General features: G+C 68.7%; 27 protein-coding genes. 8 read left to right on the top strand and 19 right to left on the bottom strand.

The genetic code is table 11. The features are described from left to right. Together ACXC9Q_RS11145 and ACXC9Q_RS11150 are read left to right on the top strand one after the other, a co-directional pair. Complete coding sequence (locus tag ACXC9Q_RS11145; RefSeq protein ID WP_457056395.1) at positions 1–471, top strand: GNAT family N-acetyltransferase; 471 nt, start codon at positions 1–3, stop codon at positions 469–471. A gap of 87 nt (positions 472–558) precedes the next feature. Beyond that, entirely contained in the window at positions 559–2,517 is a 1,959-nt protein-coding gene (locus ACXC9Q_RS11150; RefSeq protein WP_457056396.1) for a glycosyl hydrolase family 28-related protein, read from the top strand. 48 nt (positions 2,518–2,565) lie between these two features. Here the strand turns inward: ACXC9Q_RS11150 and ACXC9Q_RS11155 are convergent, their stop codons facing one another. Continuing rightward, the gene (locus ACXC9Q_RS11155; protein WP_457056397.1) at positions 2,566–4,113 is read right to left on the bottom strand and encodes an MFS transporter; all 1,548 of its coding nucleotides are present in this window, start codon (positions 4,111–4,113) and stop codon (positions 2,566–2,568) included. 117 nt (positions 4,114–4,230) lie between these two features. Here ACXC9Q_RS11155 and ACXC9Q_RS11160 point away from each other — a divergent pair, with 117 nt between their 5' ends. Both ACXC9Q_RS11160 and ACXC9Q_RS11165 read left to right on the top strand, forming a co-directional pair. Beyond that, on the top strand, positions 4,231–4,662 hold the full coding sequence (locus tag ACXC9Q_RS11160; RefSeq protein WP_457056398.1) for a MarR family winged helix-turn-helix transcriptional regulator: 432 nt from the start codon (positions 4,231–4,233) through the stop codon (positions 4,660–4,662). 10 nt (positions 4,663–4,672) lie between these two features. Further along, positions 4,673–5,824: a pyridoxal phosphate-dependent aminotransferase gene (locus tag ACXC9Q_RS11165; RefSeq protein WP_457056399.1), complete on the top strand. Its 1,152-nt coding sequence runs from the start codon at positions 4,673–4,675 to the stop codon at positions 5,822–5,824. Between the two features lie 154 nt (positions 5,825–5,978). Here the strand turns inward: ACXC9Q_RS11165 and ACXC9Q_RS11170 are convergent, their stop codons facing one another. The 5 genes from ACXC9Q_RS11170 to ACXC9Q_RS11190 form a co-directional block, all read right to left on the bottom strand. Continuing rightward, positions 5,979–6,578, bottom strand: coding sequence for a hypothetical protein (locus ACXC9Q_RS11170; RefSeq protein WP_457056400.1), 600 nt, complete (start codon positions 6,576–6,578; stop codon positions 5,979–5,981). 108 nt (positions 6,579–6,686) lie between these two features. Next, positions 6,687–7,241, bottom strand: a complete 555-nt coding sequence (locus tag ACXC9Q_RS11175) for a hypothetical protein (RefSeq protein WP_457056401.1) — start codon at positions 7,239–7,241, stop codon at positions 6,687–6,689. Positions 7,242–7,311: 70 nt separating this feature from the next. Beyond that, entirely contained in the window at positions 7,312–7,929 is a 618-nt protein-coding gene (locus ACXC9Q_RS11180) for a hypothetical protein (protein ID WP_457056402.1), read from the bottom strand. Between the two features lie 116 nt (positions 7,930–8,045). Beyond that, positions 8,046–10,628, bottom strand: a complete 2,583-nt coding sequence (gene clpB, locus ACXC9Q_RS11185) for an ATP-dependent chaperone ClpB (protein WP_457056766.1) — start codon at positions 10,626–10,628, stop codon at positions 8,046–8,048. A 160-nt stretch (positions 10,629–10,788) separates the two neighbouring features. Next, on the bottom strand, positions 10,789–11,340 hold the full coding sequence (locus tag ACXC9Q_RS11190; protein WP_457056403.1) for a carbonic anhydrase: 552 nt from the start codon (positions 11,338–11,340) through the stop codon (positions 10,789–10,791). Positions 11,341–11,440: 100 nt separating this feature from the next. Between ACXC9Q_RS11190 and ACXC9Q_RS11195 the strand changes: the two genes are divergently transcribed. Next, the gene (locus ACXC9Q_RS11195; protein ID WP_457056404.1) at positions 11,441–11,668 is read left to right on the top strand and encodes a hypothetical protein; all 228 of its coding nucleotides are present in this window, start codon (positions 11,441–11,443) and stop codon (positions 11,666–11,668) included. A 198-nt stretch (positions 11,669–11,866) separates the two neighbouring features. On the opposite strand, the gene ACXC9Q_RS11200 is transcribed toward ACXC9Q_RS11195, so the two are convergent. Next, positions 11,867–12,058, bottom strand: a complete 192-nt coding sequence (locus ACXC9Q_RS11200; RefSeq protein WP_457056405.1) for a hypothetical protein — start codon at positions 12,056–12,058, stop codon at positions 11,867–11,869. Between the two features lie 77 nt (positions 12,059–12,135). On the opposite strand from ACXC9Q_RS11200, the gene ACXC9Q_RS11205 reads away from it, so the two are divergent. Beyond that, a complete protein-coding gene (locus tag ACXC9Q_RS11205; protein ID WP_457056406.1) occupies positions 12,136–12,762 on the top strand; it encodes a TetR/AcrR family transcriptional regulator in 627 nt (208 codons plus the stop codon). A 31-nt stretch (positions 12,763–12,793) separates the two neighbouring features. On the opposite strand, the gene ACXC9Q_RS11210 is transcribed toward ACXC9Q_RS11205, so the two are convergent. From ACXC9Q_RS11210 to dnaK, 5 genes are all read right to left on the bottom strand, one after another. After that, positions 12,794–13,330: a GNAT family N-acetyltransferase gene (locus tag ACXC9Q_RS11210; RefSeq protein ID WP_457056407.1), complete on the bottom strand. Its 537-nt coding sequence runs from the start codon at positions 13,328–13,330 to the stop codon at positions 12,794–12,796. 271 nt (positions 13,331–13,601) lie between these two features. Next, the gene (locus ACXC9Q_RS11215; RefSeq protein ID WP_328524500.1) at positions 13,602–14,057 is read right to left on the bottom strand and encodes a heat shock protein transcriptional repressor HspR; all 456 of its coding nucleotides are present in this window, start codon (positions 14,055–14,057) and stop codon (positions 13,602–13,604) included. Continuing rightward, positions 14,057–15,232 carry a molecular chaperone DnaJ gene (dnaJ, locus tag ACXC9Q_RS11220; RefSeq protein WP_328524501.1) on the bottom strand — a complete coding sequence of 392 codons (1,176 nt, stop codon included), beginning with the start codon at positions 15,230–15,232 and terminating at the stop codon, positions 14,057–14,059. The genes ACXC9Q_RS11215 and dnaJ overlap by 1 nt, the downstream gene beginning before the upstream one ends. A gap of 27 nt (positions 15,233–15,259) precedes the next feature. Further along, the gene (gene grpE / locus ACXC9Q_RS11225; protein ID WP_457056408.1) at positions 15,260–15,961 is read right to left on the bottom strand and encodes a nucleotide exchange factor GrpE; all 702 of its coding nucleotides are present in this window, start codon (positions 15,959–15,961) and stop codon (positions 15,260–15,262) included. Next, positions 15,958–17,823: a molecular chaperone DnaK gene (gene dnaK / locus ACXC9Q_RS11230; protein WP_457056409.1), complete on the bottom strand. Its 1,866-nt coding sequence runs from the start codon at positions 17,821–17,823 to the stop codon at positions 15,958–15,960. The genes grpE and dnaK overlap by 4 nt, the downstream gene beginning before the upstream one ends. A gap of 242 nt (positions 17,824–18,065) precedes the next feature. On the opposite strand from dnaK, the gene ACXC9Q_RS11235 reads away from it, so the two are divergent. Both ACXC9Q_RS11235 and ACXC9Q_RS11240 read left to right on the top strand, forming a co-directional pair. Continuing rightward, entirely contained in the window at positions 18,066–18,533 is a 468-nt protein-coding gene (locus ACXC9Q_RS11235) for a GNAT family N-acetyltransferase (protein WP_457056410.1), read from the top strand. A 367-nt stretch (positions 18,534–18,900) separates the two neighbouring features. Further along, positions 18,901–19,533, top strand: coding sequence for an endonuclease domain-containing protein (locus ACXC9Q_RS11240; RefSeq protein WP_457056411.1), 633 nt, complete (start codon positions 18,901–18,903; stop codon positions 19,531–19,533). Here the strand turns inward: ACXC9Q_RS11240 and hutI are convergent. The 7 genes from hutI to ACXC9Q_RS11275 form a co-directional block, all read right to left on the bottom strand. After that, complete coding sequence (gene hutI / locus ACXC9Q_RS11245) at positions 19,476–20,639, bottom strand: imidazolonepropionase (RefSeq protein WP_457056412.1); 1,164 nt, start codon at positions 20,637–20,639, stop codon at positions 19,476–19,478. The two genes, ACXC9Q_RS11240 and hutI, sit on opposite strands and share 58 nt — an antisense overlap. Next, positions 20,636–21,946, bottom strand: a complete 1,311-nt coding sequence (locus ACXC9Q_RS11250; RefSeq protein WP_457056413.1) for a formimidoylglutamate deiminase — start codon at positions 21,944–21,946, stop codon at positions 20,636–20,638. The genes hutI and ACXC9Q_RS11250 overlap by 4 nt, the downstream gene beginning before the upstream one ends. Next, positions 21,943–23,163 (bottom strand): allantoate amidohydrolase, encoded by a 1,221-nt coding sequence (locus ACXC9Q_RS11255; protein WP_457056414.1) that lies wholly within the window; start codon positions 23,161–23,163, stop codon positions 21,943–21,945. The genes ACXC9Q_RS11250 and ACXC9Q_RS11255 overlap by 4 nt, the downstream gene beginning before the upstream one ends. Beyond that, on the bottom strand, positions 23,160–24,089 hold the full coding sequence (locus ACXC9Q_RS11260) for an ABC transporter substrate-binding protein (RefSeq protein WP_457056767.1): 930 nt from the start codon (positions 24,087–24,089) through the stop codon (positions 23,160–23,162). The genes ACXC9Q_RS11255 and ACXC9Q_RS11260 overlap by 4 nt, the downstream gene beginning before the upstream one ends. A gap of 115 nt (positions 24,090–24,204) precedes the next feature. Further along, positions 24,205–24,855, bottom strand: coding sequence for an ABC transporter permease (locus ACXC9Q_RS11265; protein ID WP_457056415.1), 651 nt, complete (start codon positions 24,853–24,855; stop codon positions 24,205–24,207). 1 nt (position 24,856) lies between these two features. Next, a complete protein-coding gene (locus tag ACXC9Q_RS11270; protein ID WP_457056416.1) occupies positions 24,857–25,513 on the bottom strand; it encodes an ABC transporter permease in 657 nt (218 codons plus the stop codon). Beyond that, on the bottom strand, positions 25,510–26,511 hold the full coding sequence (locus ACXC9Q_RS11275; RefSeq protein WP_457056417.1) for an ABC transporter ATP-binding protein: 1,002 nt from the start codon (positions 26,509–26,511) through the stop codon (positions 25,510–25,512). Before ACXC9Q_RS11275 ends, ACXC9Q_RS11270 begins: the two co-directional genes overlap by 4 nt. Positions 26,512–26,587: the final 76 nt, after the last annotated feature.

Raw genomic sequence — 26,587 nt, forward strand, 5'->3', positions numbered from 1 at the left:
ATGGACACGCAGGTGGCACGGGCCTCGGAGTGGGCCTTGCGCGCTGTGGCTACCACCGACATCGAGCCGCTCGCCGACCTGCGCGCTGTCGTCATGCGTCCGGACCTGGAGCGCCTCGGGCGGTACGACGAGCACCGCGTGCGGCAGCGGTTGCGGGATTCGCTCTCCCAGCAGCACACCTCGATCATCCTGGTCGACGGCGAGTTCGCGGGCTCCATCACGCTCCGCCCCAGCGCCGACAGGCAGTGGCTCGAGCACTTCTACCTCGCACCACACTGCCAGGGCCGAGGGCTGGGATCGGCGATCCTGCGCTCGTTTCTGGAGCAAACCGACGCCCGGGGCGCGACCGTCGGCCTGAACGTCCTGCAGGGCAGCGCGGCCCGCCGGCTGTACGAGCGGCACGGTTTCGTCATGGAGTCCGAGGACCCGGTCGACGTCTTCATGATGCGTCCGCCGAGCCCTCGCTCCTGAAAGGAATTTTCTTTCTTCTGTCGAGATCTTGCAGACGGGTGCTCGACTACATACCCTCCAGGCAGTTCGTCTGGAGGGGATCCGCCAATGTCCCGATCACACCTGCGCGCCGTCGCGGTCGCGCTCACCACCGCACTCCTGGGTGCCGTCCTCACTACTCCCGCGGTCGCCACTCGCCCGGCGCCGCGGATCACCCGCGCCGGGCTGGATCCGGCGCTCGTCTCCGGGCGCGGAGCGGAGGTCGCGTTCCTCGAGCAAGAGGCCGAGAACGCTGACTACACGGGCGAGAAGATCGGCCCGAGCCGGGAGGCCTACACATTGCCGGCCGAGGCGTCCGGACGGACCGCCGTACGCCTGCAACCTTCGCAGTACGTCGAATTCACGCTGACCCGGCCGGCCAACGCGCTGACGCTTCGCTACAGCATCCCGGACGCACCGGGCGGTGGTGGGATCACGGCGCCGCTGGACGTGACGGTCAACGGGAAGCACAGGCGGACGATGACGCTGACGTCGCAGTACGCCTGGCTCTACGGGATGTATCCGTTCTCCAACGACCCGAACGTCGACCCGATCCCGGGCTGGTGGAAGCCCGAGCCGGATCCGGTCAGCAAACCGTTCCGGCCGAACCACTTCTACGACGAGCAGCGCCTCCTGCTGGATCGGACGTATCGCGCCGGCGATCGCGTCCGGTTCGCCGTACCTCGCAACACACCCGCGGCGTGGTATGTCCTCGACCTCGCCGACTTCGAACTGGTGAACGCACCGTTGAAGCAACCCACGCGATCCCTCGACGTGCGGCTGTTCGGTGCCGATCCCACTGGCCGGCACGACGCCGCACCCGCCATCGATCGGACCATCGCGGCCGCCAAGCGGATCGGCTGGTCGGTCTTCATCCCGCCGGGCACGTTCCAGGTCAACCGCCACATCCTCGTCGACAACGTCACGGTCCGCGGCGCCGGCAACTGGTGGACGATCATCAAGGGCAAGGTCCTGCCGCTGGCCGAACCCGCGCCGGACAAGTCCGTGCACAGCGCTCCCGGCTTCTACGGCAAGTACGCCGCCGACGGCGGGAGCACCCGGGTTCACCTGGCCGACTTCGCGATCGAGAGCGACGTACGGGAACGGATCGACACCGATCAGGTCAACGGGATCGGCGGCGCCATCGGCGGCGGCTCGACGATCGAGAACCTCTATCTGCACCACACCAAGGTCGGCATCTGGCTCGACGGCCCGATGGACGGGCTGCTGATCCGCAACAACATCGTCACGGACGCGGTCGCCGACGGGATGAACCTGCATCTCGGCGTCTCGAACGTCCGGGCGACAGATAACTTCGTCCGCAACAGCGGCGACGACGGACTGGCGATGTGGTCAGAGTCCAACCCGGACGGCCTGGTCAATCACAACAACGTCTACGACCACAACACAGTCCAGACGCCGGTACTCGCGAACGACATCGCGATCTACGGCGGTCGCGACAACGCGGTCACCGACAACCTGGTCGCCGACCCGATCCGCGAGGGCAGCACGTTGCATGCGGGCTCGCGGTTCAACGCGACGCCGTTCGAGGGGAAGCTGACGTTCGCCCGCAACACCACGGTCCGCGGTGGTCCGCGCGACCTGAACTGGGACATCGGGCTCGGCGCGATCTGGCTGTACGCGTTGCAGTCCACGATGTCCGGGACGATCGAGATCACCGACAGCTCGTTCCTCGACTCGACGTACAACGCGATGATGTTCGTCGTCGACTGGCCGGTCAAGGACGACTACGCGATCACGAACGTTGCTGTGCGCAACATCAAGGTCGACGGCACCGGGACCAACGTGGTCAACGCCCGGGTCGGCGGCTGGGCGACGTTCGAGAATGTCGACGCGCGCAACGTCGGGGCGCCGTTCGTCAACAACTGCGGGACGTTCCACTTCAACGGGCCGCCGGAGTTCGACGTACGCCTGCTGGCCGGCAACGACGGCGGCTGGACCGGAGCAACGTGGTGCGAGGACCGCCCCGCCGTCGTACCTCCGCCGCCACCGTCACCCTGGAGCTGACCGGCCGCTGGGGATGAGAGGCCACCCAACTCGTCCCCAGCGGTCTGCTCACACCTCGACGGTGGTGGGCTCGGGCTCGGCCGGGACCTCCGGCGTACGGCGGGCCGCGCGGAACGCCAGTGTGAGTACGACTGCGCCCACGAAGACGATGCCGGAGGCAACCGCTGCGGCGGTGTGCATCGCGTGGACGAAGGTGTTGTTCGCGACATGCACCAGGTCCGGCCGGCTGATGGTGCCGGCGGCGTGCCGGGTTGCCTCGGCGGACGTCCCCGCGGCTTCCCGGAGGTTGTCGGGAAGGCCGGCCAGCGACGGTGCGATCCGATGCTGGTACGTCGACGACACGATCGTGCCGAGGACAGCGACACCGAGAACGCTGCCGACCTGACGCAGCGCATTGCTGACAGCCGAGCCGGCGCCGATGCGATCCATCGGCAGAGTCGCCATCACGGCCGCGGTGGTGGGTGCGACGGTCACACCGATCGCCAGGCCGGCCAGTGCACCGACGGCACCGATCCAGATCAGCGAGGTGTGCACGTCGTACGTGAGGTTGAGCGCGAAGCACAATGCCAGCGCGAGTACAGCCGTGCCAGACACTCGTGCCACCCCGAAGCGAGCGGCCAGGCGCGCGCCGAGCGGTGAACCAACCACTACTCCGGCCGCGCCGGGCAGTGACATCAGTCCGGCCGACAGGGCGCTCATGCCACGCGCGCCTTGCAGATAGAAGGCCAGGTAGAAGCTCTGCCCGGTGATCGTCAGGAAGACCGCGGCGAGGGCGAAGTTGCCCGCGGCGAAGCGGCGGTTGCGGAACAGGCGCGGGTCGAAGCTCGGCTCGTGCTCGCGCCATTCGGAGTACAGGAAGCCGGCCAGCAGGACGAGGCCGACGGCGATGCTCGACCAGACCTGCCAGCGGTTCCAGCCGCCTTGGTGACCGCCCTCGATCAGCCCGTACGAGACGCCGAGCAGACCGAGGGTGGACAGGCCGAGGCCGACCGGGTCGAGCTTGCGCCGCCGCGGGCTCTTCGGGTTCGGGAGGACGAGCGCGGCGCCGACCAGACCGAACGCGACGATCGGCAGGTTGATGGTGAAGACCGATCCCCACCAGAAGTGGTCGATCAGTACGCCGCCCAGCACCGGGCCGATGGCGACACCGACGCCGGCCGACGACGACCAGGCCGCGATCGCTCCGGCCCGGCGCTCCGGCGGGAACGTCCAGCCGATGATGGCCATCGACGTGGGCATGATCAGTGCTCCGCCCAGACCCATCGTCGCGCGGGCCAGGATGAGCTCGACCGGACCGCCGGCCCAGGCGGCCCAGGCCGATGAGCCGCCGAAGATGAGCAGGCCGGCCATCAGCACGGTCCGGTGGCCGTACCGGTCACCGAGCGCGCCGGCCGCGAAGAGTGCGGTGGCGAAGAGCAGCGAATAGATGCCGATGGCCCATTGCAGCTGGCCCGGGGTGGCGCCGAGGCCGTCGACCGGGTCGGCGAGGCGTTCGAGGGCGATTCCGAGGACGGTCGAGTCGATCCAGATCAGGACGGCCGACACGACCAGGACGGCGAGAATGCGGCGTTGCCGCGAGGGGTCGATCGAGGACACGAAGTCTCCTATAATTGACAGGACCCTGACGAGGTTTCCATCGTCCTCGATTGACAGGAACCTGTCAATCTCCTTTTTCGTCCCGGCGTGCCCAGGGACCCCGGCAGAATGTGATGCATGGACCCCAGCGACCCGACCGGCTGCGTCACCTTCCTCGTCCGGCACGCCTGGCTGAGCATGCGCTCGGCGCTGGCCCTCGCCCTGGACGAGCACGGACTCTCCGTGCAGCAGTACGGCACGCTGCTGCTGGTCCGGGAGAAGCCGGGCCGCACCGTCGCCGAGGTCGGCCGCGAGGTCGGTACGGCGCGCCAGTCCGCCAACGAGCTGATCGCCGGCATGGAACGAGCCGGCCTGGTCGAGCGCCGCCCCAACCCGTCGGACCGTCGTACCCAGCAGGTCCACCTCACCCCGGCCGGCGAACAGCGGCTGGCCGACGCGGCGCCCGCCGTACGCAAGGTCGAGGCGGAACTCGAGGCGTCGTTCAGCGCCGGCGACCGCGCGACCGTCCGGACGTGGCTCGGCCACATGGTCACGTCGGTCGAAGGTTAGGGTCGACGGCATGCGCGCGCACGCTGAGCGGTTGACCGGCCTCGGTACGACGATCTTCGCCGAGATGTCCGCCCTCGCGGTGGCGACCGGCTCGGTCAACCTCGGTCAGGGGTTCCCCGACCGCGACGGACCCGACTCGCTGCTCGAGGATGCGATCGCGGCGATCCGCGCCGGCGCCAACCAGTACCCGCCGGCCCGCGGTATCCCGGCGCTCCGGCAGGCGATCGTCGACCACCAGAAGCGGTTCTACGACCTCTCGTACGACCCGGACACGCAGGTCCTCGTCACCACCGGCGCCACCGAGGCGATCGCCGCCGCGCTGCTCGCGTTCGTCGAGCCCGGCGACGAGGTGATCGCGCTCGAGCCGTACTACGACTCGTACGCGGCTGGCATCGCCTTCGCCGGCGGCCGCCGTGTCCCGGTCACCCTGCGCGCCCCGTCGTACCGTCTCGATCTCGACGAGCTGCGCGCCGCGGTCACCCCGCGCACGAAGGTCCTGCTGATCAACTCCCCGCACAACCCGACCGGCACCGTCCTCACCGACGAGGAACTGCGCGGGATCAGTGCGGTCGCCGTCCAGCACGACCTGGTCGTCATCACCGACGAGGTCTACGAACACCTCGTGTACGACGGACTCGAGCACCGGCCGCTGGCGTCGTACGACGGGATGGCCGAGCGGACCGTGTCGATCAGCAGCGCCGGCAAGACGTTCGCGGTCACGGGCTGGAAGATCGGCTGGGTCACCGGATCGCCGTCGGTGGTGACGGCGGTGACGACCGCCAAGCAGTTCCTCACCTTCACCTCCGGTGCGCCCTTCCAGCCCGCCGTCGCGCAAGCGCTTGCCCTAGGCAACGACTACTTCGACGCCCTGCGCGCCGACCTGCAGTCCCGCCGCGACCTCCTCTGCGACGGCCTGGCCGACCTCGGCTTCGAGGTCCACCGCCCGCAGGGCACGTACTTCGTCACCACCGACATCCGCCCCCTCGGCCACACCGACGGCATCACCTTCTGCCGCCAACTCCCCGAACGCGCCGGCGTCGTAGCCATCCCCCACCAAGTCTTCTACGACAACCAGGACTTCGGCCGCCCCCTCGTCCGCTGGGCCTTCTGCAAACAACCCGAAGTCCTCCAAGAAGCCCTAACCCGCCTCCAAAAGCTCTGACCCGGTGGGTTGTGCACGGTGCGAGACACCGGCAGGTCGGTTGTGAGAGACTAGGAGCAGCTCACCTCGCGCTGCCAGGTGAGAAGTGAAGCTGGGATTCCCGCCGGAATGACGGGCCCCAGCTTTCGCGCATTTCGGAGCCTGTTCCCGCTGATCAGCGGATGACGACCTGATGGACCGTGACCACCGCGGCCATCGCCGTCAGCCACCTCTCCTCGCCGAGGACAGCCGCCGACATCGCACCCGCGACGGCATCGGGCAACCAGAGCATCGGCTCGGCCGACGGCCGGGCAAATCCCACCTGCAGGTCCGGCGAGATCAGGCGCTTGCGACGCGCACTGTCGACCAGCCGGAGGTCACGTCTGTCCTGCGCCGCAGCCCGGGACTCCAGCCAAGCTTCCGACACCCCGAACTGGTCCAGCTCGGACAGCAACCGCTCGAGGCAGCACCTGCGGGCGCGCTCCTGCCTGGACCGCTCCATCGGCGTACCGACCGTGAGGATCGCGGCGATGTCCATCCGCGCGACCGCCTCGACGACCAGGTCTCGCCGCTTCACCGACTCGCCCACCCAATGCAGCCGAACTCCCGGCTTGATGGTCAACTCCGTCAACTCACGGCGCAGCTCGTCGCAGCATCCATGGTCGGTAACGACAGCCGCCATGGTGTATGTGCCGGAGCCACCGGGAGGTCCGACGACGACGGATTCATCGACCCAGGCGGACAGGCTGAACGGTGGCGCGGTCGAGCTCGGCATCCAACGGATTGTCCAGGAATCCGCCGCCCTCCTACCGGCGCTGTCCACAGGTGTCGGGGGCATGTTGGGTCAGGACGGCGCCAGTTCTTCCACGGGTGGGTTCTTCGGTCAGCGGTGGTGGAACCAGAGCTTGGTGGGTTGCTGGAGCATCAGGATCAGTAGGGTGAGGTGGATGGCAAGGCCGAGGATGCTGCCGGGCATCGCCAGCACACCGCCGGCGATGCCCATCGCGGCGACGCCGATGAGCAGGTAGCGGGCCCATGGGCGGCGCTTGCGGAGGTAGATCGCCGGCAGCAGGTACACGAAGCCGCAGATCATCGCCGCCGCGACCGCGACACCTTGGTTGTCCTTGGAGCCGGTGAGGACCTCGGAGACCTGCTCGCCCGCGGACGTGAGCGCGATGGCGGCGAGCAGTAGGCACATCGCACCGAGGCCGAGCGAGATGACCGCGGCGATCGTGACCTGCTTCGGCGGGTTCGCCTGATCCGCATCCGCGCCGGCTCCGTAGATACCGCCGTACGCTGCCGGACTATCGCCGTACGCACTCGGGCGGTCGCCGTACGGCGTCGTGCCGGAAGACTGTGGAGCGTCGGCGGAACCGAAGACGCCTCGGTACGGGCCGGGCCTGTCCTCGGTCGAGTCGTCGCCGTGCTGCTCGGTCATGCGGTCAAGTGTTCCTTCCAGCTGCCCCCTGCCCACGATCCTCGCAGATCGAGCAAAACCGGCGTTGCGATCAGCCCGTCGTGACGGTGATGTCGAGCTGCCGGAAGGTCAGGTACGGCGTCAGGTCGGCCGCGGCGAGCCTGGTCGGCGCGAAGTACGCAGGGTCGGGGTGGAAGCGCACAGTCGTACCCGTCGAGTCGCTCGACTCGAGGGCTTCGAGATCGGTCACCGGGATGCCGTGTTCGTAGCGCTGGGTCCACGAACCGTTGCCGCGGCGGTTGGTGTGGGTGAGGTGATCGCTGAGGGCCGCGACCACGGACATACCGCGGCGCGGCCGGCCATCGGGGAGCAGTGGCGCGGCCGGGTCCTGGAAGAAGCGGAGGTCCTCGGTGGCCATGACCGGCTTCTTCACGACGTTCCCGTGTTCGTCGACGCGAGTGTCGGTGCCGCGCCCGTCATCAGCGATCGAGATCGAGCCGTCGGAGTGGAGCGTGACCGTACAACTCCCCCGCTGCCCGGCCGACTCCGCCTCGTCGTCCGGGTAGGCGATGACTTCGAGTACGAGATGGAGTACGCCGCCCGGCGCATAGCTGTCGGCGTCGTCGCGGATCCGCTGCAGATGAGCGTGATCGACCGATCCGGCCCAGTCGTGCGTGGTGTTGACCCAGTCGGCGCGTGGTTGTGTCACCCGCCCATTCTCGCCGATTCCTTTCGGGTCTGCTGCCGGTCTACAAGGCAGTTCACGGAAGGAGCAATGCGAGAACAGCCGGGCCGGTTCTTCAACCGGCCCGGCTGTCGGGGTTGCTAGGCGGGGGCTACTTCCAAGGCGTCCTTGGATTCGTTCAGCGTCACCTTGACGGTCTCGCCGTCGCGGACACTGCCGTTGAGGATGCCTCGGGCCAGTTCGTCGCCGATCGCGGACTGCACGAGGCGGCGGAGCGGACGGGCGCCGTAGACCGGGTCGTAGCCGGTCATCGCGAGCCACTCCATCGCACCTTCGTCGACATCCAGGGTGATCCGGCGATCCGTCAGGCGGCGCTGCAGAGCCTCGACCTGGAGGGCGACGATCTGGGTCAGTTCCTCGCTGCCGAGCGCGTCGAACAGCACGATCTCGTCGAGCCGGTTGATGAACTCCGGCTTGAACGACTGCCGCACGACCGCCATCACCTGGTCCCGCTTGGCGTTGTCGTCGAGCCGGACGTCGGCCAGGTAGGCCGAACCCAGGTTGCTGGTCAGGATCAGGATGACGTTGCGGAAGTCGACCGTCCGGCCCTGGCCGTCGGTCAGGCGACCGTCGTCCAGCACCTGCAGCAGGATGTCGAACACCTCGGGGTGCGCCTTCTCCACCTCGTCGAGCAGGATCACCGAGTACGGACGGCGGCGGACAGCCTCGGTGAGCTGGCCACCCTCTTCGTACCCGACGTAGCCGGGCGGGGCGCCGACGAGCCGCGCGACGCTGTGCTTCTCGCCGTACTCCGACATGTCGATCCGGACCATCGCCCGCTCGTCGTCGAACAGGAAGTCCGCGAGCGCCTTGGCCAGCTCGGTCTTACCGACACCGGTCGGACCGAGGAACAGGAAGCTTCCGGTCGGCCGGTCCGGATCCGAGATGCCCGCACGGGCCCGGCGGACGGCGTCACTCACAGCCTTCACCGCCTCCCGCTGACCGATCAGCCGGTGACCCAGCTCGTCCTCCATCCGGAGCAGCTTGCCGGTCTCGCCCTCGAGCAGCCGGCCGGTCGGGATGCCAGTCCACATCGCGATCACCTCGGCGATCTCGGTCGGGCCGACCTCCTCGTTGACCATCGACTCCGGGCCTTCGGCCACCTCGGGCTCGGCGGAGGCCTCTTCCAGCTCCTTGGTCAGCTCGGGGATGTCGCCGTACAGGATCTTCGACGCGGTCTCGAAGTCGCCGTCGCGCTGGGCCCGCTCGGCCTGGCCGCGCAGCTCGTCGATCCGCTCCTTGATCTCGCCGACCCGGTTCAGGCCGGACTTCTCCTTCTCCCACCGCGACTCCAGAGCACGCAGCTCCTCCTCGCGGTCGGCGAGGTCAGCGCGCAGCCGCTCGAGCCGCTCCTGGCTGGAGGCGTCCTCCTCCCGGGCGAGCGCAAGCTCTTCCATCTTCAGCCGGTCCACAGTCCGGCGGAGCGAGTCGATCTCGACCGGGGACGAGTCGATCTCCATCCGCAGCCGGGACGCGGCCTCGTCGACCAGGTCGATCGCCTTGTCCGGCAGCTGCCGGCCGCTGATGTAGCGGTGCGACAGCGTGGCCGCCGCGAACAGGGCGGAGTCGGAGATCGCGACCTTGTGGTGCGCCTCGTACCGCTCCTTCAGACCACGCAGGATGGCGATCGAGTCTTCAACCGAAGGCTCACCGACGAACACCTGCTGGAAGCGGCGCTCCAGCGCCGGGTCCTTCTCGATCCGGGTCCGGTACTCGTCCAGGGTGGTGGCGCCGATCATCCGCAGCTCGCCACGGGCCAGCATCGGCTTCAGCATGTTGCCCGCGTCCATCGCGCCCTCACCGGTCGCACCGGCGCCGACGACGGTGTGCAACTCGTCGATGAACGTGATGATCTGGCCGTCGGACTCCTTGATCTCGGTCAGCACGGCCTTCAGCCGCTCCTCGAACTCACCGCGGTACTTCGCGCCCGCGACCATCGCACCGAGGTCGAGGCTGATCAGCCGCCGGCCACGCAGCGACTCGGGCACGTCGCCGGCCACGATCCGCTGGGCCAGTCCCTCGACGACGGCGGTCTTGCCGACGCCGGGCTCACCGATCAGGACCGGGTTGTTCTTGGTCCGGCGGGACAGGACCTGCACGACGCGGCGGATCTCGGAGTCACGTCCGATCACCGGGTCGAGCTTGCCGTCCTTGGCCCGCTCGGTCAGGTCGACGCCGTACTTCTCCAGCGTCTTGGTGGTGCCCTCGGCCTCCGGGGAGGTGATCCGGCGGTTGCCACGCATCTGGTCGAACGCCTGCAGCAACGCGTCGGCGCCCACGCCGAGCGCCGACTTCGCGTTGCCCTCGACGGTCGCGAGCGCGATCAGCAGGTGCTCGGTGGAGACGTACTCGTCCCCGAGCCCGAGGGCCCGCTGCTCCGCCTGCGACAGCACGTCGCTGGTCTTCGGCGACAGGCTCGGCGCCTGCACGCTGCCACCGCTCGCCTTCGGCAGCCGGCTCAGCTGCTCGGCGGTCTTGCGGCGTACGGCGTCCACGTCGGCACCGGCGGCCTCGAGGAGACCGATCGTCGTCCCCTCGGGCTGCGCGAGCAACGCCGAGAGCAGGTGAATGGGCTCCACGGTCGGGTTGCCCGCCGCGGAGGTCTGACGGATCGCGACCGACAGGGTTTCCCGGGCCAGCGTCGTCAACCGCTGAACGTCCATCGAGTTCCAGCCTTTCCAGCTCAAGTTACAACAGTCACTGGTTACAACTTATCCAAACTTGAGTCCATTCCACTCAACTCTGAGAAATCCTGGGGAAATCTCAGGGTCCCCACCCACCCTCACTACAAGTTGTATCCGTTTGACTGCCGCTGGTTGAGGCTCAGTTCGCCGGCTGTGGAAAACGGGCGTCGACGGTCGTGGTGAGGTAGCCGGTGGCGATGTCGTAGACGTGTCCCGAGACGCTCACTTTGGGTGACAGTAGCGGTGAGCCGAGCAGCCGCTCGACATCGGCCTTGACGGTGATCTGCGGGTCGGCGACGGCGGAGGCCTCCAGCGCCACCTCGGAGAGGCCGGTCGCCTCGGCCGCCCGCCGGCGGAACTCGGGGTCGGCCAGGAAGGCTGTCCCACACTGCGTGTGATGGATCACCGCGACCTCGAAGAGCGTATCGGCCGCGCCGGCGCCGCCGCGCAGCTGCTCGGCGAGGAACGCGAGGTAGGCGACGTCGTCGATGACGGCCGGCGTGACCCGTCCACCGGCGTTGCGGATGACGGGGGCGTCCCCAAGCTCGAGCCCGAGGACAAGAGCCGGGTCGATGCGGTGGTCGAGACAGGTGACGACGACCACCGGTACGGCAGGCAGGCCGAGCGCGGCCGGGGAGTAGGTCCGGGCGAACTCCGCATTGCGTTCGAGCAGGGGAAACAGCTTGGTCATCGGTGCTCCTTCGAAAGGTCGGGACGGACGCCGACACCATGACGCGAGGCGATCTCGCGGATGGCGTCGGCGAGCAGGTCCGGAGCTCGCTGGTGGTCAGGTGACCGCCAGGAAAGGTCAGTACGTCGGCACTCGGCACACGGATCCGGGCGGCGGCGACCTGGCGGTGTTCGTAGCGGTCTTCCTCGCTGCCGCCGACGTACACGGCCACGGTGTCCGCCAGGTCACGTGCGACAGCGGCGAGATCCCAGCGCTGGGCATGGCGGCGATGTTCCTGGACGAAACCCGGCGGCTCGATGGAGGAATGCCGCACCCTCCCGGCGCGTGACCGCCGACCGCAGTTCGGCGAGCTCCTCCGGGCTGGGGCGGTAGCTGCGGGAGTACAACCGTGCGCCGAGCATCGCCGAGTCGAACATGTCCGGCGAGCGTTGCGCCCGGCGCATGGCCAACGCGCCCAGCGGGCTGCGCAGCATCGGCGTGACCTGCCACGGGTGCGTGTGCGAGTCGGCGAACAGGCCGCCGTTCATCATGAACACGGCCACGATCTCCGGCCATGCGCCCACGCGCCGACGACACGCTCGAAGACCCGCAAGGCGCCAGGGGTTGCGGCCGCCTCCTCGGGCAGGACCCGCGCCGGATCCGGGTGATACAGGATCCGCCGCCCGCCGGCGTACCACTGGTCCGCGGTCACCAGTATCGCCTCGTCACTCTTGCCCATCACTCCTCCTCGTTTAGTGGACACTGTCCACATTAACGCGACAAGTGGACGGTGTCCACTAAGTTAGTCTGTTGCCCATGACACCAGAGCCGACGCGGCGGAGGGTGCGGGGCGCGGTCCGCGACGGTCTCGTCGCCGCCGGGCTGGAGCTGGCCCGGACCGGTGGCCCGGACGCTGTCCTGCTACGCGAGGCGACCCGACTGGTGGGCGTCGTGCCCAACGCCGCTTATCGGCATTTCGCCGACCGTGACGAACTGCTCGCCGCGGTCTGTGCGGCGGCGATGCGCGAACTGGCGGATCGGATGGCCGCCGGTGTCAGTCGGGTGCGCGGCAAGCATGGCGATGCCGCGGCTGCCGGTCGCCGTCTCGGCGCGATCGGTGCCGCGTACCTGGATTTCGCTCGCGAGGAGCCCGGACTGTTCGCCACGGCGTTCGCAGTGCCGGCGCAGCATGAGTACGCCGCTACGGTCGATGGGACCGGGCAGGACCGGTCACCCCTCGGTCAGCTGCGAGCCGTCCTCGATGAGCTCGTCGTCGCCGGTGTGCTCGCGCCCGGACGACGGGACGGCATCGAGTACCCGATCTGGTCCACGGTGCATGGACTCGCTGTCCTCACCGGCCAAGGGCCCTTGCGCGACGCCCCCGACGCCACCCGCCGGAAGTTCGAGCAGCTCACCCTCGGCTTCATCGCCGGCGGACTGTGACGTGGCCACCCAGTCGCAGCCGCTGGTTGCTTCAGGCCCTGAATTCTGAGGCGCGGATGCGGTAGACCTGCAGATTCAGGTCGTAGTACTTGTCGGTCTCGCCGACCCACTGCATCTCGAGCCGGCGGGCCGTGGCGATGGCGCGTTTGTTGTTCGGGCGGGCGACGGCGAACAGTTCGTCGACGGCACCTTCCTTGAACGCCCAGCGCATCAGCTCGCGGCTGGCCTCGGTCGCGTACCCATGGCCCCAGGCGCTCGGCCGCAGCTGCCAGCCGATCTCCAGGTCCTCCTCGTACGGCGGGAGCAGGCGGATCACCAGTGCGCCGACGACCTCACCGTCGTCCCGGCGGGCAACAGCCCACCGGCCCGCGGGGAGGACGAAGTTCGGCTGGGCCTCGATCCAGGCCTGCAGGAGGAGCCGCATGCTGGCGACGTCGGGGACCTTGTCGATGGCCGGCGACAGCCAGGGCGCCACATCGGCCGAGCCGTAGATCTCCAGCGCGGCCTCGGCGTCGTCTTCTTCCCAGTCCCGGATGATCAGCCGGTCTGTCTGCAGACTGAGTGTCACTTCGCCAGGGTAGGCGGTGAACCGCCGCAGACAACATGGCCCGCGGTGACCGGGAGATGAACGCAAGGAGCCCCCGGCCGTGCAGGCCGGGGGCTCCGTTGCGAGCGAGCCGCAGGGCGGTCCTGGAACGGACCACCCTGCGGGGGCCGAAGGGCGCTGGGGGGATAGCGCGCCTTCGACGGTGGAGGCGTCGGGGGGACGACGACCTCCACGGGACCGGAGGATCCGAAGGGTGGGTTCGGGAATCCTCCGGTGGTCGGAGAATGCTGGGTCAGCGGGGACCCAGCTCCAGTGGCTGGGTCCGGATCCAGCGCGTCGTGGTCTGCTGCCGGCCCATGGCGATCACGTCGCCGGCCGGACCGGCTGAGAAGACCCGGCTGTTCGTGCTCTGCCGGGACACACCGACACCGCGCTGGACTTCTGCGAGGAGCTGGTTGACCCGCCTTCGCAGGTCCTCCACCTCCGACTGTAGCGCGAGGATGTGCCGAATTCCCGCCAGGTTGACGCCCTCTTCCTGGGACAGGTGCTGCACGTAGCGAAGCCTCGCCACGTCGTACGCCGAGTACCGCCGGCCGCGGCCGGACGCCCGGCTCGGCACCACGAGGCCGAGCCGGTCGTACTGGCGCAGGGTCTGCGGGTGCATGCCGGCCAGCTGGGCCGCCACCGAGATCACGTAGATCGGAGTGCGGTCGTCCCAGGTCGGCACCTGGCTGAACGGGAGGCCCATCACGAGCTCCCGAACAACCCGGCCCGCAGGTCAGGGTGGTCCGACGCCGAGTTGAACTCCTGCAGCTTGGCGCGCTGCTCGTCGGTCAGCTCGTGCGGGACCTGCACCTCGAGGGTGAGCAGGATGTCGCCCTTGGTGCCGTCCCGCCGGACCGAGCCCTTGCCACGGACGCGCAGCTTGCTGCCGTTCGCCGTACCGGCGGGGATCCGGACCGTGACCGGCATGCCGTCCAGCGTCGGGACCTTGATCTCGGCGCCGAGCGCGGCCTCGGTGAAGCTCACCGGGACGTTCAGCGTCAGGTGCTCGCCCTGGCGGCCGAAGATCCGGTGCGACTTCACGTGCACGGTGACGTAGAGGTCGCCCGCGGGGCCACCCCGTTCGCCGGCCGCGCCCTTGCCCTTCAGCCGGATCCGCTGACCGTCCTGCACGCCCGCGGGGATGCGGACCTGCATGGTCTTGCTCGACTGGCCGCGGCCGGAGCCGTGGCAGGTCTCGCACGGCTCGTCGACGACCAGGCCGCGCCCCTTGCACTCGGTGCACGGCTCGGTCATGGCGAACACGCCGCCCTGGACCGAGGTCTGCATACCCGTGCCCTCGCACTTCAGGCAGACCTTCGGCACCGTGCCGTACTTCGCGCCGGTGCCCCGGCAGGTCTTGCACGGCTCGTCGCTGGTCATCCGCAGCCCGACGGTGACACCGTTCACGGCCTCGGCGAACTCGATCGTCGCCTCGGTCTCGATGTCCGCACCGCGCCGCGGCCGGGCCGTCGACGTGGTGGTCGTCGTCCGGCCACCACCGCCGAACATGCCGCCCAGGATGTCGCCGAGACCGCCGCCGCTGCCACCGGAACCACCACCGCGGTTGAACAGGTCGCCGACGTCGAAGTTGAACCCGCCGCCGCCCTGACTGCTGCCGCTCGGCATCCGGAAGCCGCCGCTGCCGAACAGCCGGCGGGCCTCGTCGTACTCCTTGCGCTTCTTCGGGTCGCCAACGACGTCGTACGCCTCGGAGACCTCCTTGAACTTGGCCTCCGCGGACGCGTCACCGGCGTTGGAGTCGGGGTGGTACTTGCGCGCCAGCTTGCGGTAGGCCTTCTTGATCTCATCGGCCTCGGCGGTCTTGGAGACGCCGAGAACCTTGTAGAAGTCCTTCTCGAGCCAGTCCTTCGTGCTCACTTGACGCCTCCCCTCCCGTCGTGGTCGTTACTCCGCGGACCTGTCCGCGTCATCATCTGTGCTCTCCACCGGTACGTCGGCCTTCGCGGCGTCGGCCGGCAGTTGCTCGGTCGGCTCCGACACGGCCACCCGGGCCGCCCGCAGGACGCGCTCGCCGAGGCGGTACCCCGGCTGCATGACCATGGTCGCGGTCGGACCGTCCACCTCGTCGGAGTAGTTGTGCAGCAGGGCCTCGTGGATGCGCGGGTCGAAGGCGTCACCCTTCTCGCCGAACTTCACCAGGCCGAGCTTCTCGGTGACCCGTTCCAGCGATTCGGCGACCGCCTTGAACGCGCCCTCGAGCTCACCCGCCTCCCGGGCCCGGCCGACGTCGTCCAGGATCCCGAGCAGCTCGGTCAGTACCGAGCCGATCACGAGCTCCCGCGAAGCCTCCCGGTCCCGGTCCACCCGGCGCTTGTAGTTGACGTACTCGGCCTGCAGTCGCTGCAGGTCCGCCGTACGTTCGGCGAGCGCCTCGGTCAACAGTGCCTCCTGGGCGGACGGGCCGATCAGATCGGACGGGTCCCGCGGCGGCTGCGCGCCCGGGGTGCCCGGCATGCCCGGTGCGGCGCCGGCCGCGGGAGCCTCGGAAGGCTCCCGCGCCGCGCCGGTGTCCGGGTCGATCCGGCGCTTGTCCCGGACGACGGGCTCGCCGTCGCCGAACTCGCTGCCAGTCGGTCGATCCGTCACTTGTCCTCCGTCTTGTCCTGCGGCCGGTCCTCGTCCACGATCTCGGCGTCGACGACGTCGTCGTCGCTGCTCGAGCTGCTCTCGTCGGATGCGGCGCCGCTGTCGTCGGCGGAACCGCCGGCGGCCTGGGCGTTCGCGTACATCGCGGCACCCATCTTCTGGCTGGACTGGGCGAGCTTCTCCGACGCGGCCTTGATCGCGTCGGCGTCGTCACCCTCGAGCGCCTTCTTCAGCTCCGCGACGCCGTCCTTGACCTCGGTCTTGACGTCGTCGGGGATCTTGTCCTCGTTCTCCTGCAGGAACTTCTCGGTCTGGTAGACCAAGCTCTCCGCCTGGTTGCGGGACTCCACCGCTTCGCGGCGCTGGCGGTCCTCCTCGGCGTACTGCTCGGCGTCGCGGACCATCTGGTCGATGTCGTTCTTCGGCAGCGCTGAGCCGCCGGTGACCGTCATCCGCTGCTCCTTGCCGGTGGCGAGGTCCTTGGCGTTCACGTGCACGATGCCGTTCGCGTCGATGTCGAAGGTGACCTCGATCTGCGGCACGTTCCGCGGCGCCGGCGGCAGGCCGGTCAGCTCGAAGTTGCCGAGCGACTTGTTGTCGCGCGCCATCTCCCGCTCGCCCTGGTAGACCTGGATCATCACCGACGGCTGGTTGTCCTCGGCCGTGGTGAAGATCTCCGAGCCCTTGGTCGGGATCGTGGTGTTGCGCTCGATGATCTTGGTGAACACGCCACCCTTGGTCTCGATGCCCAGGCTCAGCGGGGTCACGTCGAGCAGCAGGACGTCCTTGACCTCACCCTTCAGCACACCGGCCTGCAGGGAGGCGCCGACCGCGACGACCTCGTCCGGGTTCACGCCCTTGTTCGGGTCCTTGCCACCGGTCAGCTCCTTGACCAGCTCGGCCACCGCGGGCATCCGGGTGGAGCCGCCGACCAGGATCACGTGGTCGATCTTCGCCACGTCGATGCCGGCGTCCTTGATGACGGCCTTGAACGGGGCGCGGGCGCGCTCCAGCAGGTCGTTGGTCATCTTCTGGAACTCGGCCCGGGAGAGCTTCTCCTCCAGGTGCAGCGGGCCGGACTCGGTCAGGCTCAGGTACGGCAGGTGGATCGTGGTCTCGGCCGCGGCCGACAGCTCGATCTTGGCCTTCTCGGCAGCCTCGGTGAGCCGCTGCATGGCCATCTTGTCGCTGGACAGGTCGGTGCCGTTCTTGTTCTTGAACTGGGTCACCAGCCACTGCACGATCCGGTTGTCCCAGTCGTCGCCACCGAGGTGGTTGTCACCGCTGGTCGCCTTCACCTCGAAGACACCGTCGCCGATCTCCAGCAGCGACACGTCGAACGTGCCACCACCGAGGTCGAAGACCAGGATGGTCTGCTCGGTGCCCTTGTCCAGGCCGTAGGCGAGCGCGGCCGCGGTCGGCTCGTTGACGATCCGGTGCACCTTCAGGCCCGCGATCTCGCCGGCCTCCTTGGTCGCCTGGCGCTGCGCGTCGGAGAAGTAGGCCGGCACGGTGATGACCGCGTCAGTGACCTGCTCCCCGAGGTACGCCTCGGCGTCGCGCTTCAGCTTCTGCAGCACGAACGCGCTGATCTGCTGCGGCGTGAACTTCTTGCCGTCGATGTCCACGCTCCACGCTTCGCCCATGTGGCGCTTCACGGAGCGGATGGTGCGGTCGACGTTCGTGGTGGCCTGGCGCTTCGCCACCTCGCCGACCAGGACCTCGCCGTTCTTGGCGAAGGCCACCACCGAGGGCGTCGTACGCGCTCCCTCGGCGTTGGGGATGACGGTGGGCTCGCCACCCTCGAGTACGGCGATGACGGAGTTCGTCGTACCCAGATCGATACCGACCGCGCGGGCCATGCTTTACCTCCACAGAGTTGAGTGATGCAGACTCAATGTTGCCGTTCGTCCGCCTCGGTTTCAAATCCGCGAGGGAACAAACTTGAGTTCACTAGACTCAACATGGCACACCGCCCAGGTCATTCCCAAGGCAGCTCCCGATTTTCCGGGTCCCGGCCAGGGTCGGCCCAGGGAGCACCCGAACTGACCCCTGCCGCAGAAAAGGTTTTCCGTGGGAGGGTGTCACCGTGAGACTCCGCCCTATGACCGCCGCTGACCTCGCCGCGGTACTTGCGCTCAACGCCACCGCGGAGGGTCTGGTCGAACCACTCGGCCCGGACCGCCTTGACTGGCTCCGCCTGATCGCCGCGCACGCCGCTGTGGTCGACCTCGACGGCCGTCCGGCCGGCTTCCTGCTCACCTTCACCCCGGGGTCGGCGTACGACGGCCTCGAGTTCCAGTGGTTCGCGGCCACGTACGCGAGCCGCTTCCTGTTCATCGAACGGATCGTGATCGCCCCCGAGCACCGCCGCGAGGGCCTCGCCTCGCAGGTGTACGGCGCGATCGAACGCGCCGCCAAACCCTTCGACCGCGCCGCCACCCGGGTCCGCACCGACCCACCCGACCTCGCCGGCCTCGCCTTCCACACCAACCGCGGCTACGTCGAGGTAGCCAAACAACGCCTGGCCAACGGCACCACCACAACCCTCCTCACCAAAGACCTGACCTAGCCCGGGCGCCCCCACCCGGCCTCGCCTGATCAGTGCGCCCGGGCGCTCAACAGCGCCCGGAGCGGGAGGGTGTGGCAGAGCTGACGGTCGGTGAGTCCTCTGCGCGCATCCGAATTGGCCGGACACCCCGCAAGGTGTCTACGCCCTCCCGGAGGCGCCATCCGCGCTGACAGCCGCTCGCAGCCACGGCGGCGTGGTGTCCCATCTCAGCGCCGCACAACACTGGGGACTCGGAGTTATCAACCCGCCTGTTCTCCCACACGTCACCTTGGGTCCGGGCCGCGTTCGACGCCGAACCGGGCTGCCGTGCACCTTGCACTGGGCATCTGTACCTGTCCTGGACGGCGTAACCACCCCACTCCGCACCGTGCTCGACTGTATTCGCACCTTGACGCTGCCCGAGGCGCTCGCGGTCGCCGACACTGCCCTGCGTGCGGGCTGCCTCGATCAGGACGAGCTCGTCGACGCCGCGGCAGAACTCCGCGGACCGCATCGGCGGCGCATTCTGCGGATCGCCGGGCTGGCCGACGGCCGCTCGGAGTCCGTGCTGGAGTCAGCGCTCCGCGCTCTGTTGATCGAACGAGGATTCGAAGGATTCGTTCCCCAGGTGGTCGTCCGGGACAGCCGGTTCTCCGCACGACTGGACCTGGCGAATCCCGGTCTGCGGGTCGGCTTGGAGGCGGAGGGGTTCGAACATCACAGCACCCGCCGCGCCCTCGTCAGGGACTGTCGCAGGCAGGTCAACCTGACCATCCGGGGCTGGTCGATCCTCCGGTTCAGCTGGGAGGACGTGATGTTCGACGGGGAGTGGGTCGTGAGCGCAGTCGAACAGGCGACCGGACTTGCGCCACTCACAGTGAGGCTTTCCGCGCGGCCTGACCAGGAAACTGAGCGTGCCGCCACGAGCTGGATCGGTGTTGGTGAGTGGGGGACGTCCGCGCCTCACATCGGACGGCCGGCGATGAACACCTGGGAGACGAGGGGGACTCCTGGGCGGTAGGAGAGGTGTATGTGGGTGGGGGCGTTGAGGATGGTCAGGTCTGCTTGGGCGCCGGGGGTTAGGTGACCAATGTCACTTCGGCGGAGGGACGCGGCGCCGCCTGCGGTGGCGGACCAGAGGGCCTCGGCGGGGGTCATGTGCATCTCGCGGACGGCCAGGGCGATGCAGAACGGCATCGAGGAGGAGTAGCCGGAGCCCGGGTTGCAGTCGGTGGCCAGGGCTACGGTGACGCCGGCATCGAGGAGGCGTCGGGCGTTTGGGTACGGCGAACGCGTGGAGAACTCGATCGCCGGAAGAAGTCCGGCGACCACGCCCGTGGAAGCCAAGGCGTCGACGTCGGCGTCGGTGAGATAGGTACAGTGGTCGGCCGCTGCGGCGCCGACCGAGCACGCCAGCTGGACCCCGGGACCCTCGCCGAGCTGGTTCGCGTGCACGCGGGCCTGCAGACCGCGCGCCAGGCCGGCCTCGAGGATCGCGCGTCCCTGGTCCTCGTCGAAGGCGCCGCGCTCCACGAACACATCGATCCACTTGGCGTGCCCCGCGGCGGCCTCGAGCATCGGCCCGGTCACCAGCGACACGTAGCCCGCCGGGTCGTCGGCGTACTCGGCGGGGACGACGTGCGCCCCGAGGTACGTCGTCTCGTCGGTGAAGTGCCCCGCGATCTCCAGCGCCCGCGCCTCGTCGCCGACCGTCAGCCCGTACCCGGACTTGATCTCGACCGTCGTCGTCCCCTGGCGCCGCATCTCCGCCACCAGCCGGGCGACGTTCGCGGTCAGCTGCTCGTCCGTGGCCTGCCGGGTCGCCGCCACCGTGGTCCGGATCCCACCGGCGGAGTACGGCGTACCCGTCATGCGCGCCGCGAACTCCTCGGCCCGGTCGCCGGCGAACACCAGATGCGAGTGCGAATCCACGAACCCGGGGATCACCGCCCGCCCACCCAACTCCAAGACTTCATCAGCTGCGGGCGCCTCGCGTCGGGAGCCGACCCACGCGACCTTGCTGCCCTCGATCACCAGGGCCGCGTCGTGCAGCTCACCGAGTAGGTCGCCACGCGCTGGGTCGTTGGTCACCAGCGAACCGATACCCGTCAACAGTAGAGAAGTCACCGTGTCACCGCCGCGATCGAGGCCGCCAGCTCGGCAGCCACATCAAGGTTCGTATGCTTGCCATCAGCAACTATGTGCTTGCCGGAAACAATCACGTCGCTCACGTCAGCAGCCGATGCCGCGAACACTGCCGTCTCCACAGTCCCGCCCGTCCCCGCCGCACGCACGCTGTCGAGCCGGACTGTGACCAGATCGGCCCGAGCGCCTACCGCGATCACGCCGGCGTCGTCGAACCCGATCGACCGGTGTCCGTCGGCCGTTGCCGCTCGCAACAGCTCCGATGCCGACCAGTGGCCGCGCTCGTGTGAGGCGAGCCGCTCGTCCAGTTCGACCGCCCGCATCTCCTCGAACAGATCGATCACCGCGTGGCTGTCGGACCCGAGCGTCAACGGTGAGCCGGCGTCGCGCAGCGCCACCGACGGGCCGATCCCGTCGGCGAGGTCCCGCTCGGTGGTCGGGCAGAAGCACGAGTACGTCGCCGAGCTGCCGAGCAGCCTGATGTCGACATCGGTGAGATGCGTCGCGTGGACGGCGCTCGTCCTGCCGCTGAGGAACCCGGCCTCGTCGAGCACCTGCGCGGGGGTCCGGCCGTACGCCTCGAGGCAGGCAGCGTTCTCCGCGACCTGCTCGGACAGGTGCACATGGAGTGGTACGTCGGGGAACGCCGAAGCGACCGCACCGATCTGCTCCGGCGGCACCCCGCGAACCGAGTGGGCCGCCGCGCCGATCACGACGCCATCGGATCCGGACAGCGACGAGACCCGCGCGGCCCAGCTCGCGGCGTCGCCGTCGCTGAAGCGTTGCTGCACCTCGCTGAGCGGTTGGTCGATGCCGCCGGCGATGTAACACGTGTCCAGCAAGGCGATCCGGATCCCGACGTCGCGAGCCGCCGCGATCAGCGCCGTACCCATCGCGTTCGGGTCGTCGTAGTGGCGGCCACCCGGGGCGTGGTGCAGGTAGTGGAACTCGCCGACCGCGGTGATCCCGGCGAGGAGCATCTCGCCGTAGACGGCGCGGGCGAGGTCGTAGTACGTGTCCGGGGTGAGTGCCGCGGCGACGGCGTACATCTGCTCGCGCCAGGTCCAGAAGGTGCCGCGCTCGGTCTGCGTCCGCCCGCGCAGCGCCCGGTGGAACGCGTGACTGTGACAGTTGGCCAGCCCTGGGAGCACGAGGCCGTCGAGCCGGACAGCATCGCCGGGATCTGCGCCAACTGAGATGGAAGCGAACCGCCCGTCGGCGACCGTCACCAGCACGCCCTGAGTGATGCCGGTTGGTAGCAGGGCGGTCGAGCACCAGTACGACGTCACGTGGCGAGATCCTTCAGTACGGCGGCCAGCGCGTCGACGCCGGCGAGACAGTCGTCCAGCTCGGCGTACTCGGCGGGTGAATGGGACACGCCGGTCGGATTCCGGACGAACAGCATCGCGGTCGGGATGCCGGCCGCGGAGAACACCCCGGCGTCGTGGCCGGCACCGGTCGGGAGCACGGGCGCACCATTCAGTACGCCGACCAGCCTGTCCCGTAGTCCGGTCGGGAAGTCGACGATCGGCGACACCGATTCGGCGACCACCTCGAGCGTCGTACCGTCCCGCTCGGCGCGCTCGGTGGCCTGCTTGGTGATTGCTGCGAGCAACGACTGCAGGATGTCGTCGGTGGCGGCGCGGGCGTCCAGCCAGGCGGTGACCTGCGACGGTACGGCGTTGGTGCCGTTGGGCTCCACGGACAGCCGGCCGAACGTCGCGCGGGCACCGGCCAGGCGGGCCTGCTTGTTCGCGGCCAGCGCGGTCATCGCGTAGGTGAGCATCGGGTCGTGCCGGTCTTCCATCAGCGTCGTACCGGCGTGGTTGGCCTCCCCGCCGAACGTGAACCGATACCTGCCATGCGGCCAGATCGAACTGGCCACCCCCACCGGAGCTGTCAGCCCCCGCCCCTGCTCCACATGCAACTCGACAAAGGTCCCCATCCGGCTGAGCAACGGCGACGGCCCGACTCCGGCGGGATCCGTCCCCGCCGCCTCGAGTGCCGCCGCCAGCGTCACCCCCGTGCGGTCCTCCAAAGCAAGAGCCCTCGAGGCCGGCAACACTCCCGCCGCCACCCGGGACCCCAAGCAAGGCATCCCGAACCGCGACCCCTCCTCCTCGACAAAAGCCCCGACTCCGATCGGCACCGACGGCACGAACCCCTCCGCCCGCAACTGATCGACCGCGGCCAGCGCGGACACCACCCCCAACGGCCCATCAAACGCCCCACCATCGATCACCGAGTCCAGGTGGCTCCCGGTCACGATGCCCGGGCGGGGAGCCGGCCGGTGGGCCGGCTCGCCACGCCGGTCCAGCGGGTCCCACCAGGCGACGAGGTTGCCGATACCGTCTGACTCGACTTGCAGCCCGCGGGCGACGCACTGGTCGTGGAACCAGTGCGTCGCGTCGCGTTCGGTGGGGGTCCAGCCGCCTCGGTGGTAACCGCCGGTGTCGAGGTCACGGCCGATGGCGGACAGGGCCTCCCACAGGGATTCGAAACTCAAGACAGCGGGTTCTTCGACAGCCAGTCCTTGGCGACCGCGTCCGCGCTCTCCTTGCCGACGTCGATGCGCTTGACCAGGTCGGTCAGGGTGTCGGTGGTCAGCTTGGCGTCGACCGCGTTCAGTGTCGCGGCGATGTCGTCCGACTTGTGGTCGGTCCGGATCAACGGAACGATGTTGTTCGGCGGCAGGATGTGCTCCGGGTCGTCCAGCTGGACCAGGCCCTGCTCCTTGATGACCGACTGGGTGGTGAACAGGTTCGTCAGCTGGATCTGGTTGTCCAGCAGCGCCTTGATGCTCAGCGGGCCACCGGCGTCCAGCGTCTTGTACTCCTTGAACTCGACGCCGTACTTCTCCTTCAGGCCCTTGAGGCCGGCGGACCGGACCTTGAACTCCGAGCTACCGCCCGCGACCATCTCCTTGCCGACCGGCTTCAGGTCGGCCAGCGACTTCAGGCTGTACTTGTCCGCGGTCGCCTTGGTCACCACGATGGTGTCCTCGTCGGCGGCCGGCGACTTGTCCAGCACCTCGAGCCCGGGCGTGAGCGCCTTCTTCAGGGCGTCGTACGCCTTCTCCGGGTCGGTCTCGGTGGAGTTCTTGTCGAAGTAGGCCAGCGAGGCGCCGGTGTACTCCGGGACCAGGTCGACCGAGCCGTCCTTGATCGCGGCCATGTAGGTCTCGCGGTTGCCGATGTTCGGCTTCTTCTTCACCTCGATGCCCTTGGCAGCGATCGCCTGCCCGTAGATCTCCGCCAGCAGCTGGCTCTCGGAGAAGTCGGCGGACCCGACGGTGATGCTCGACACCTTGGACGGCGCGGGCGAGGAGCCCGCGTTGTCGCTGCCGAGCTGGTCGCCCCCACCCCCACAACCAGCCAGGCCGAGCACCGCCACCCCGGCGATCGCAGTACGGATGAGTGTGGATCTCAACACGAGAGCCTCCAGAGTCTCGTCAGCCACCGGCCGGTGCCGATGGATGTTTCGATGGGGCGGTTCAGCAGATTCATCAGATCGTCAAGTTCATCAGATACGTCGGACAAAACCGGTGTCACCTGGCCTTCAGGCCCTCCGACACCGTGAGCCGGGCGATCGCCGCGAAGATCGCGTCGAGCCCGATGGCGAGCAGGGCCACCAGCAGGGCGCCGGTGAACATCTGCGGGAAGTCGCGGAGCTTCAGCCCGTCGACCACATAGCGGCCGAGGCCGCCGAGCGACACCAGTGCGGCGATCGTCGCCGTCGAGACGATCTGCAGGGTGGCGCTGCGCAGGCCGGAGATGATCAGCGGCAGCCCGATCGGAATCTCCACCTTGGTCAGGATCTCCCGGCCGGTCATCCCCATCCCCCGGGCCGCGTCGATCGTGGCCGGATCGACACCGGACACACCGGCGTACGTCGAGGCCAGGATCGGCGGGATACCGAGAGCGACCAGCGCGATCAGCACCGGCAGGAAGCCGATCTGGTTGGTCAGCAGGACGGCGATCATCAGCAGGCCGAGGCTCGGCAGGGCGCGGGCGGCGTTGCCGAGGTTGATCGCCAGGAACGCACCGCGCCGGGTGTGGCCGATCCGCAGGCCGATCGGCAGCGCGATCACAGCGGACAGCCCGAGGGCGGCGAACGTGTACCAGAGGTGCTGGATGATCCGCGCCCAGATCCCCTCGTTGCCGGACCAGTTGTAGGAGTCGGTGAGGTACTGCCACATCTCAGGCCACCCCCGCCACAGGAGTCGCGACGCGCGCCCACGGAGTCAGGATCCGCTGCGTCGTGACGATGATCAGGTCGGCACACAGCGCCAGTAGCAGCGACAGCACCACGCCGACCACCACCGGGGTGAGGAAGTCCTTCTGGAAGCCGAGGGTGAACAGCTCCCCCAGGCCGCCGATGCCGATCACCGCGCCGACGCTGACCATCGAGATGTTCGCCACCGTGACCACCCGCAGCCCGGCGAAGATCACCGGTACGGCGATCGGCAGGTCGACCGCGATCAGCCGATGCAACGGGCTGTACCCGACCGCGATCGCCGACTGCCGCACCTCGGCCGGTACGGAGCGGAGTCCGTCGATCACGTTGCGGATCAGCAGGGAGACCGTATAGAGGGTCAGCGCGACGATGATGTTGACCGTGGACAGCACCTTGGTGCCGAGGACCGCCGGGATCACGATGAACAGCGCGATCGACGGCAGCGAGTACAACACGCCGCCGAACGCCACCAACGGATTGGCCAGCCACCCGTACCGCGTGGCGATGTACCCGAGCGGTACCGCGATCAGCAGCCCGAGGATCACCGGGACGATCGACAGGTAGATGTGTTCGCGCAACTGCTCCCAAATCAGCCCAGAGTTGTCGCCTATCCAGGTCATGACCGTAGCGCCTCTGCGACGGTGCCCTGGTCGACTACGCCGACGGCACGGCCTTCGTCGTCGACGCAGACGCCCAACCCGCTCGGGGAGGTCAGCACGGAGTCGAGGGCGGCGCGAAGCGAGTCACCTCGCTTGAAGACCGCCCCGACCGGCAGCAACGTCTCCGCGCTGCCGTTACGCCAGCCGACCGGTACGCCGTCCTTCAGCGCGAGCTCAGGTGGCAACGGCTTGACCGGCAACTCGTCGGGATGCACGAATGTGAGAGCCCGGTAACCACGATCCTGTCCGACGAACCCACGGACGAAGTCGTCGACCGGGTTGGCCAGCAGCTCCGCGGGCGGGGCGAACTGGGCCAGCTTGCCGCCGACCTTCAGTACGGCGACGTTGTCGCCGAGCTTGATCGCCTCGTCGATGTCGTGGGTGACGAACACGATCGTCTTGCCGATGTCGCGCTGCAGCCGGAGCAGCTCTTCCTGCAACTGGTGCCGGACGATCGGGTCGACCGCACTGAACGGCTCGTCCATCAGCATGATGGCCGGATCGGCCGCCAGGGCACGGGCGACACCGACTCGTTGCTGTTGGCCACCGGACAGCTGGGCCGGATACCGCTCGGCCAGCTTGGGATCCAGGCCGACGCGCTCGAGCAACTCCATCGCGGTGTTGCGGGTCCGGCGCTTGTCCCAGCCGAGCAGCTTCGGCACGGTCGCGACGTTGTCGACCACGGTTTTGTGCGGGAAGAGGCCGGCGTGCTGGATCACGTACCCGATGCCGCGTCGCAGCGTCACCGGATCTTTGCTGTTGATGTCCTCGCCGTCGATCGAGATGCGGCCGCTGGTGCGTTCGATCGTGCGGTTGATCATCCGCAGCGACGTGGTCTTGCCGCAGCCGGACGGCCCGACGAACACGGTGATCTGGTTGCTCGGGATCCGCAGGGACAGGGTGTCGACGGCGACGGTGCCGTCCGGATACCGCTTGGTGACGTCCTCGAACTCGATCATTGCGCCCCTTCGCGCTCGTCGTCGGTCGCCCGATCGACCCTAGCGGACCGCGAGACCGATGCCACGTGATCGCACG

The sequence above is a fragment of the Kribbella sp. CWNU-51 genome (genome assembly GCF_054073265.1).

Coding starts and splice junctions, on each gene's coding strand:
- ACXC9Q_RS11165 (WP_457056399.1), top strand. CDS start 4,673: ATGCGCGCGCACGCTGAGCGGTTGACCGGCCTCGGTACGACGATCTTC.
- ACXC9Q_RS11235 (WP_457056410.1), top strand. CDS start 18,066: ATGACCGCCGCTGACCTCGCCGCGGTACTTGCGCTCAACGCCACCGCG.
- ACXC9Q_RS11170 (WP_457056400.1), bottom strand. CDS start 6,578: ATGCCGAGCTCGACCGCGCCACCGTTCAGCCTGTCCGCCTGGGTCGAT.
- ACXC9Q_RS11200 (WP_457056405.1), bottom strand. CDS start 12,058: ATGGGCAAGAGTGACGAGGCGATACTGGTGACCGCGGACCAGTGGTAC.
- ACXC9Q_RS11270 (WP_457056416.1), bottom strand. CDS start 25,513: ATGACCTGGATAGGCGACAACTCTGGGCTGATTTGGGAGCAGTTGCGC.
- ACXC9Q_RS11205 (WP_457056406.1), top strand. CDS start 12,136: ATGACACCAGAGCCGACGCGGCGGAGGGTGCGGGGCGCGGTCCGCGAC.
- ACXC9Q_RS11160 (WP_457056398.1), top strand. CDS start 4,231: ATGGACCCCAGCGACCCGACCGGCTGCGTCACCTTCCTCGTCCGGCAC.
- ACXC9Q_RS11150 (WP_457056396.1), top strand. CDS start 559: ATGTCCCGATCACACCTGCGCGCCGTCGCGGTCGCGCTCACCACCGCA.
- clpB (WP_457056766.1), bottom strand. CDS start 10,628: ATGGACGTTCAGCGGTTGACGACGCTGGCCCGGGAAACCCTGTCGGTC.
- ACXC9Q_RS11275 (WP_457056417.1), bottom strand. CDS start 26,511: ATGATCGAGTTCGAGGACGTCACCAAGCGGTATCCGGACGGCACCGTC.
- dnaK (WP_457056409.1), bottom strand. CDS start 17,823: ATGGCCCGCGCGGTCGGTATCGATCTGGGTACGACGAACTCCGTCATC.
- ACXC9Q_RS11190 (WP_457056403.1), bottom strand. CDS start 11,340: ATGACCAAGCTGTTTCCCCTGCTCGAACGCAATGCGGAGTTCGCCCGG.
- ACXC9Q_RS11175 (WP_457056401.1), bottom strand. CDS start 7,241: ATGACCGAGCAGCACGGCGACGACTCGACCGAGGACAGGCCCGGCCCG.
- ACXC9Q_RS11145 (WP_457056395.1), top strand. CDS start 1: ATGGACACGCAGGTGGCACGGGCCTCGGAGTGGGCCTTGCGCGCTGTG.
- ACXC9Q_RS11215 (WP_328524500.1), bottom strand. CDS start 14,057: ATGGGCCTCCCGTTCAGCCAGGTGCCGACCTGGGACGACCGCACTCCG.
- ACXC9Q_RS11265 (WP_457056415.1), bottom strand. CDS start 24,855: ATGTGGCAGTACCTCACCGACTCCTACAACTGGTCCGGCAACGAGGGG.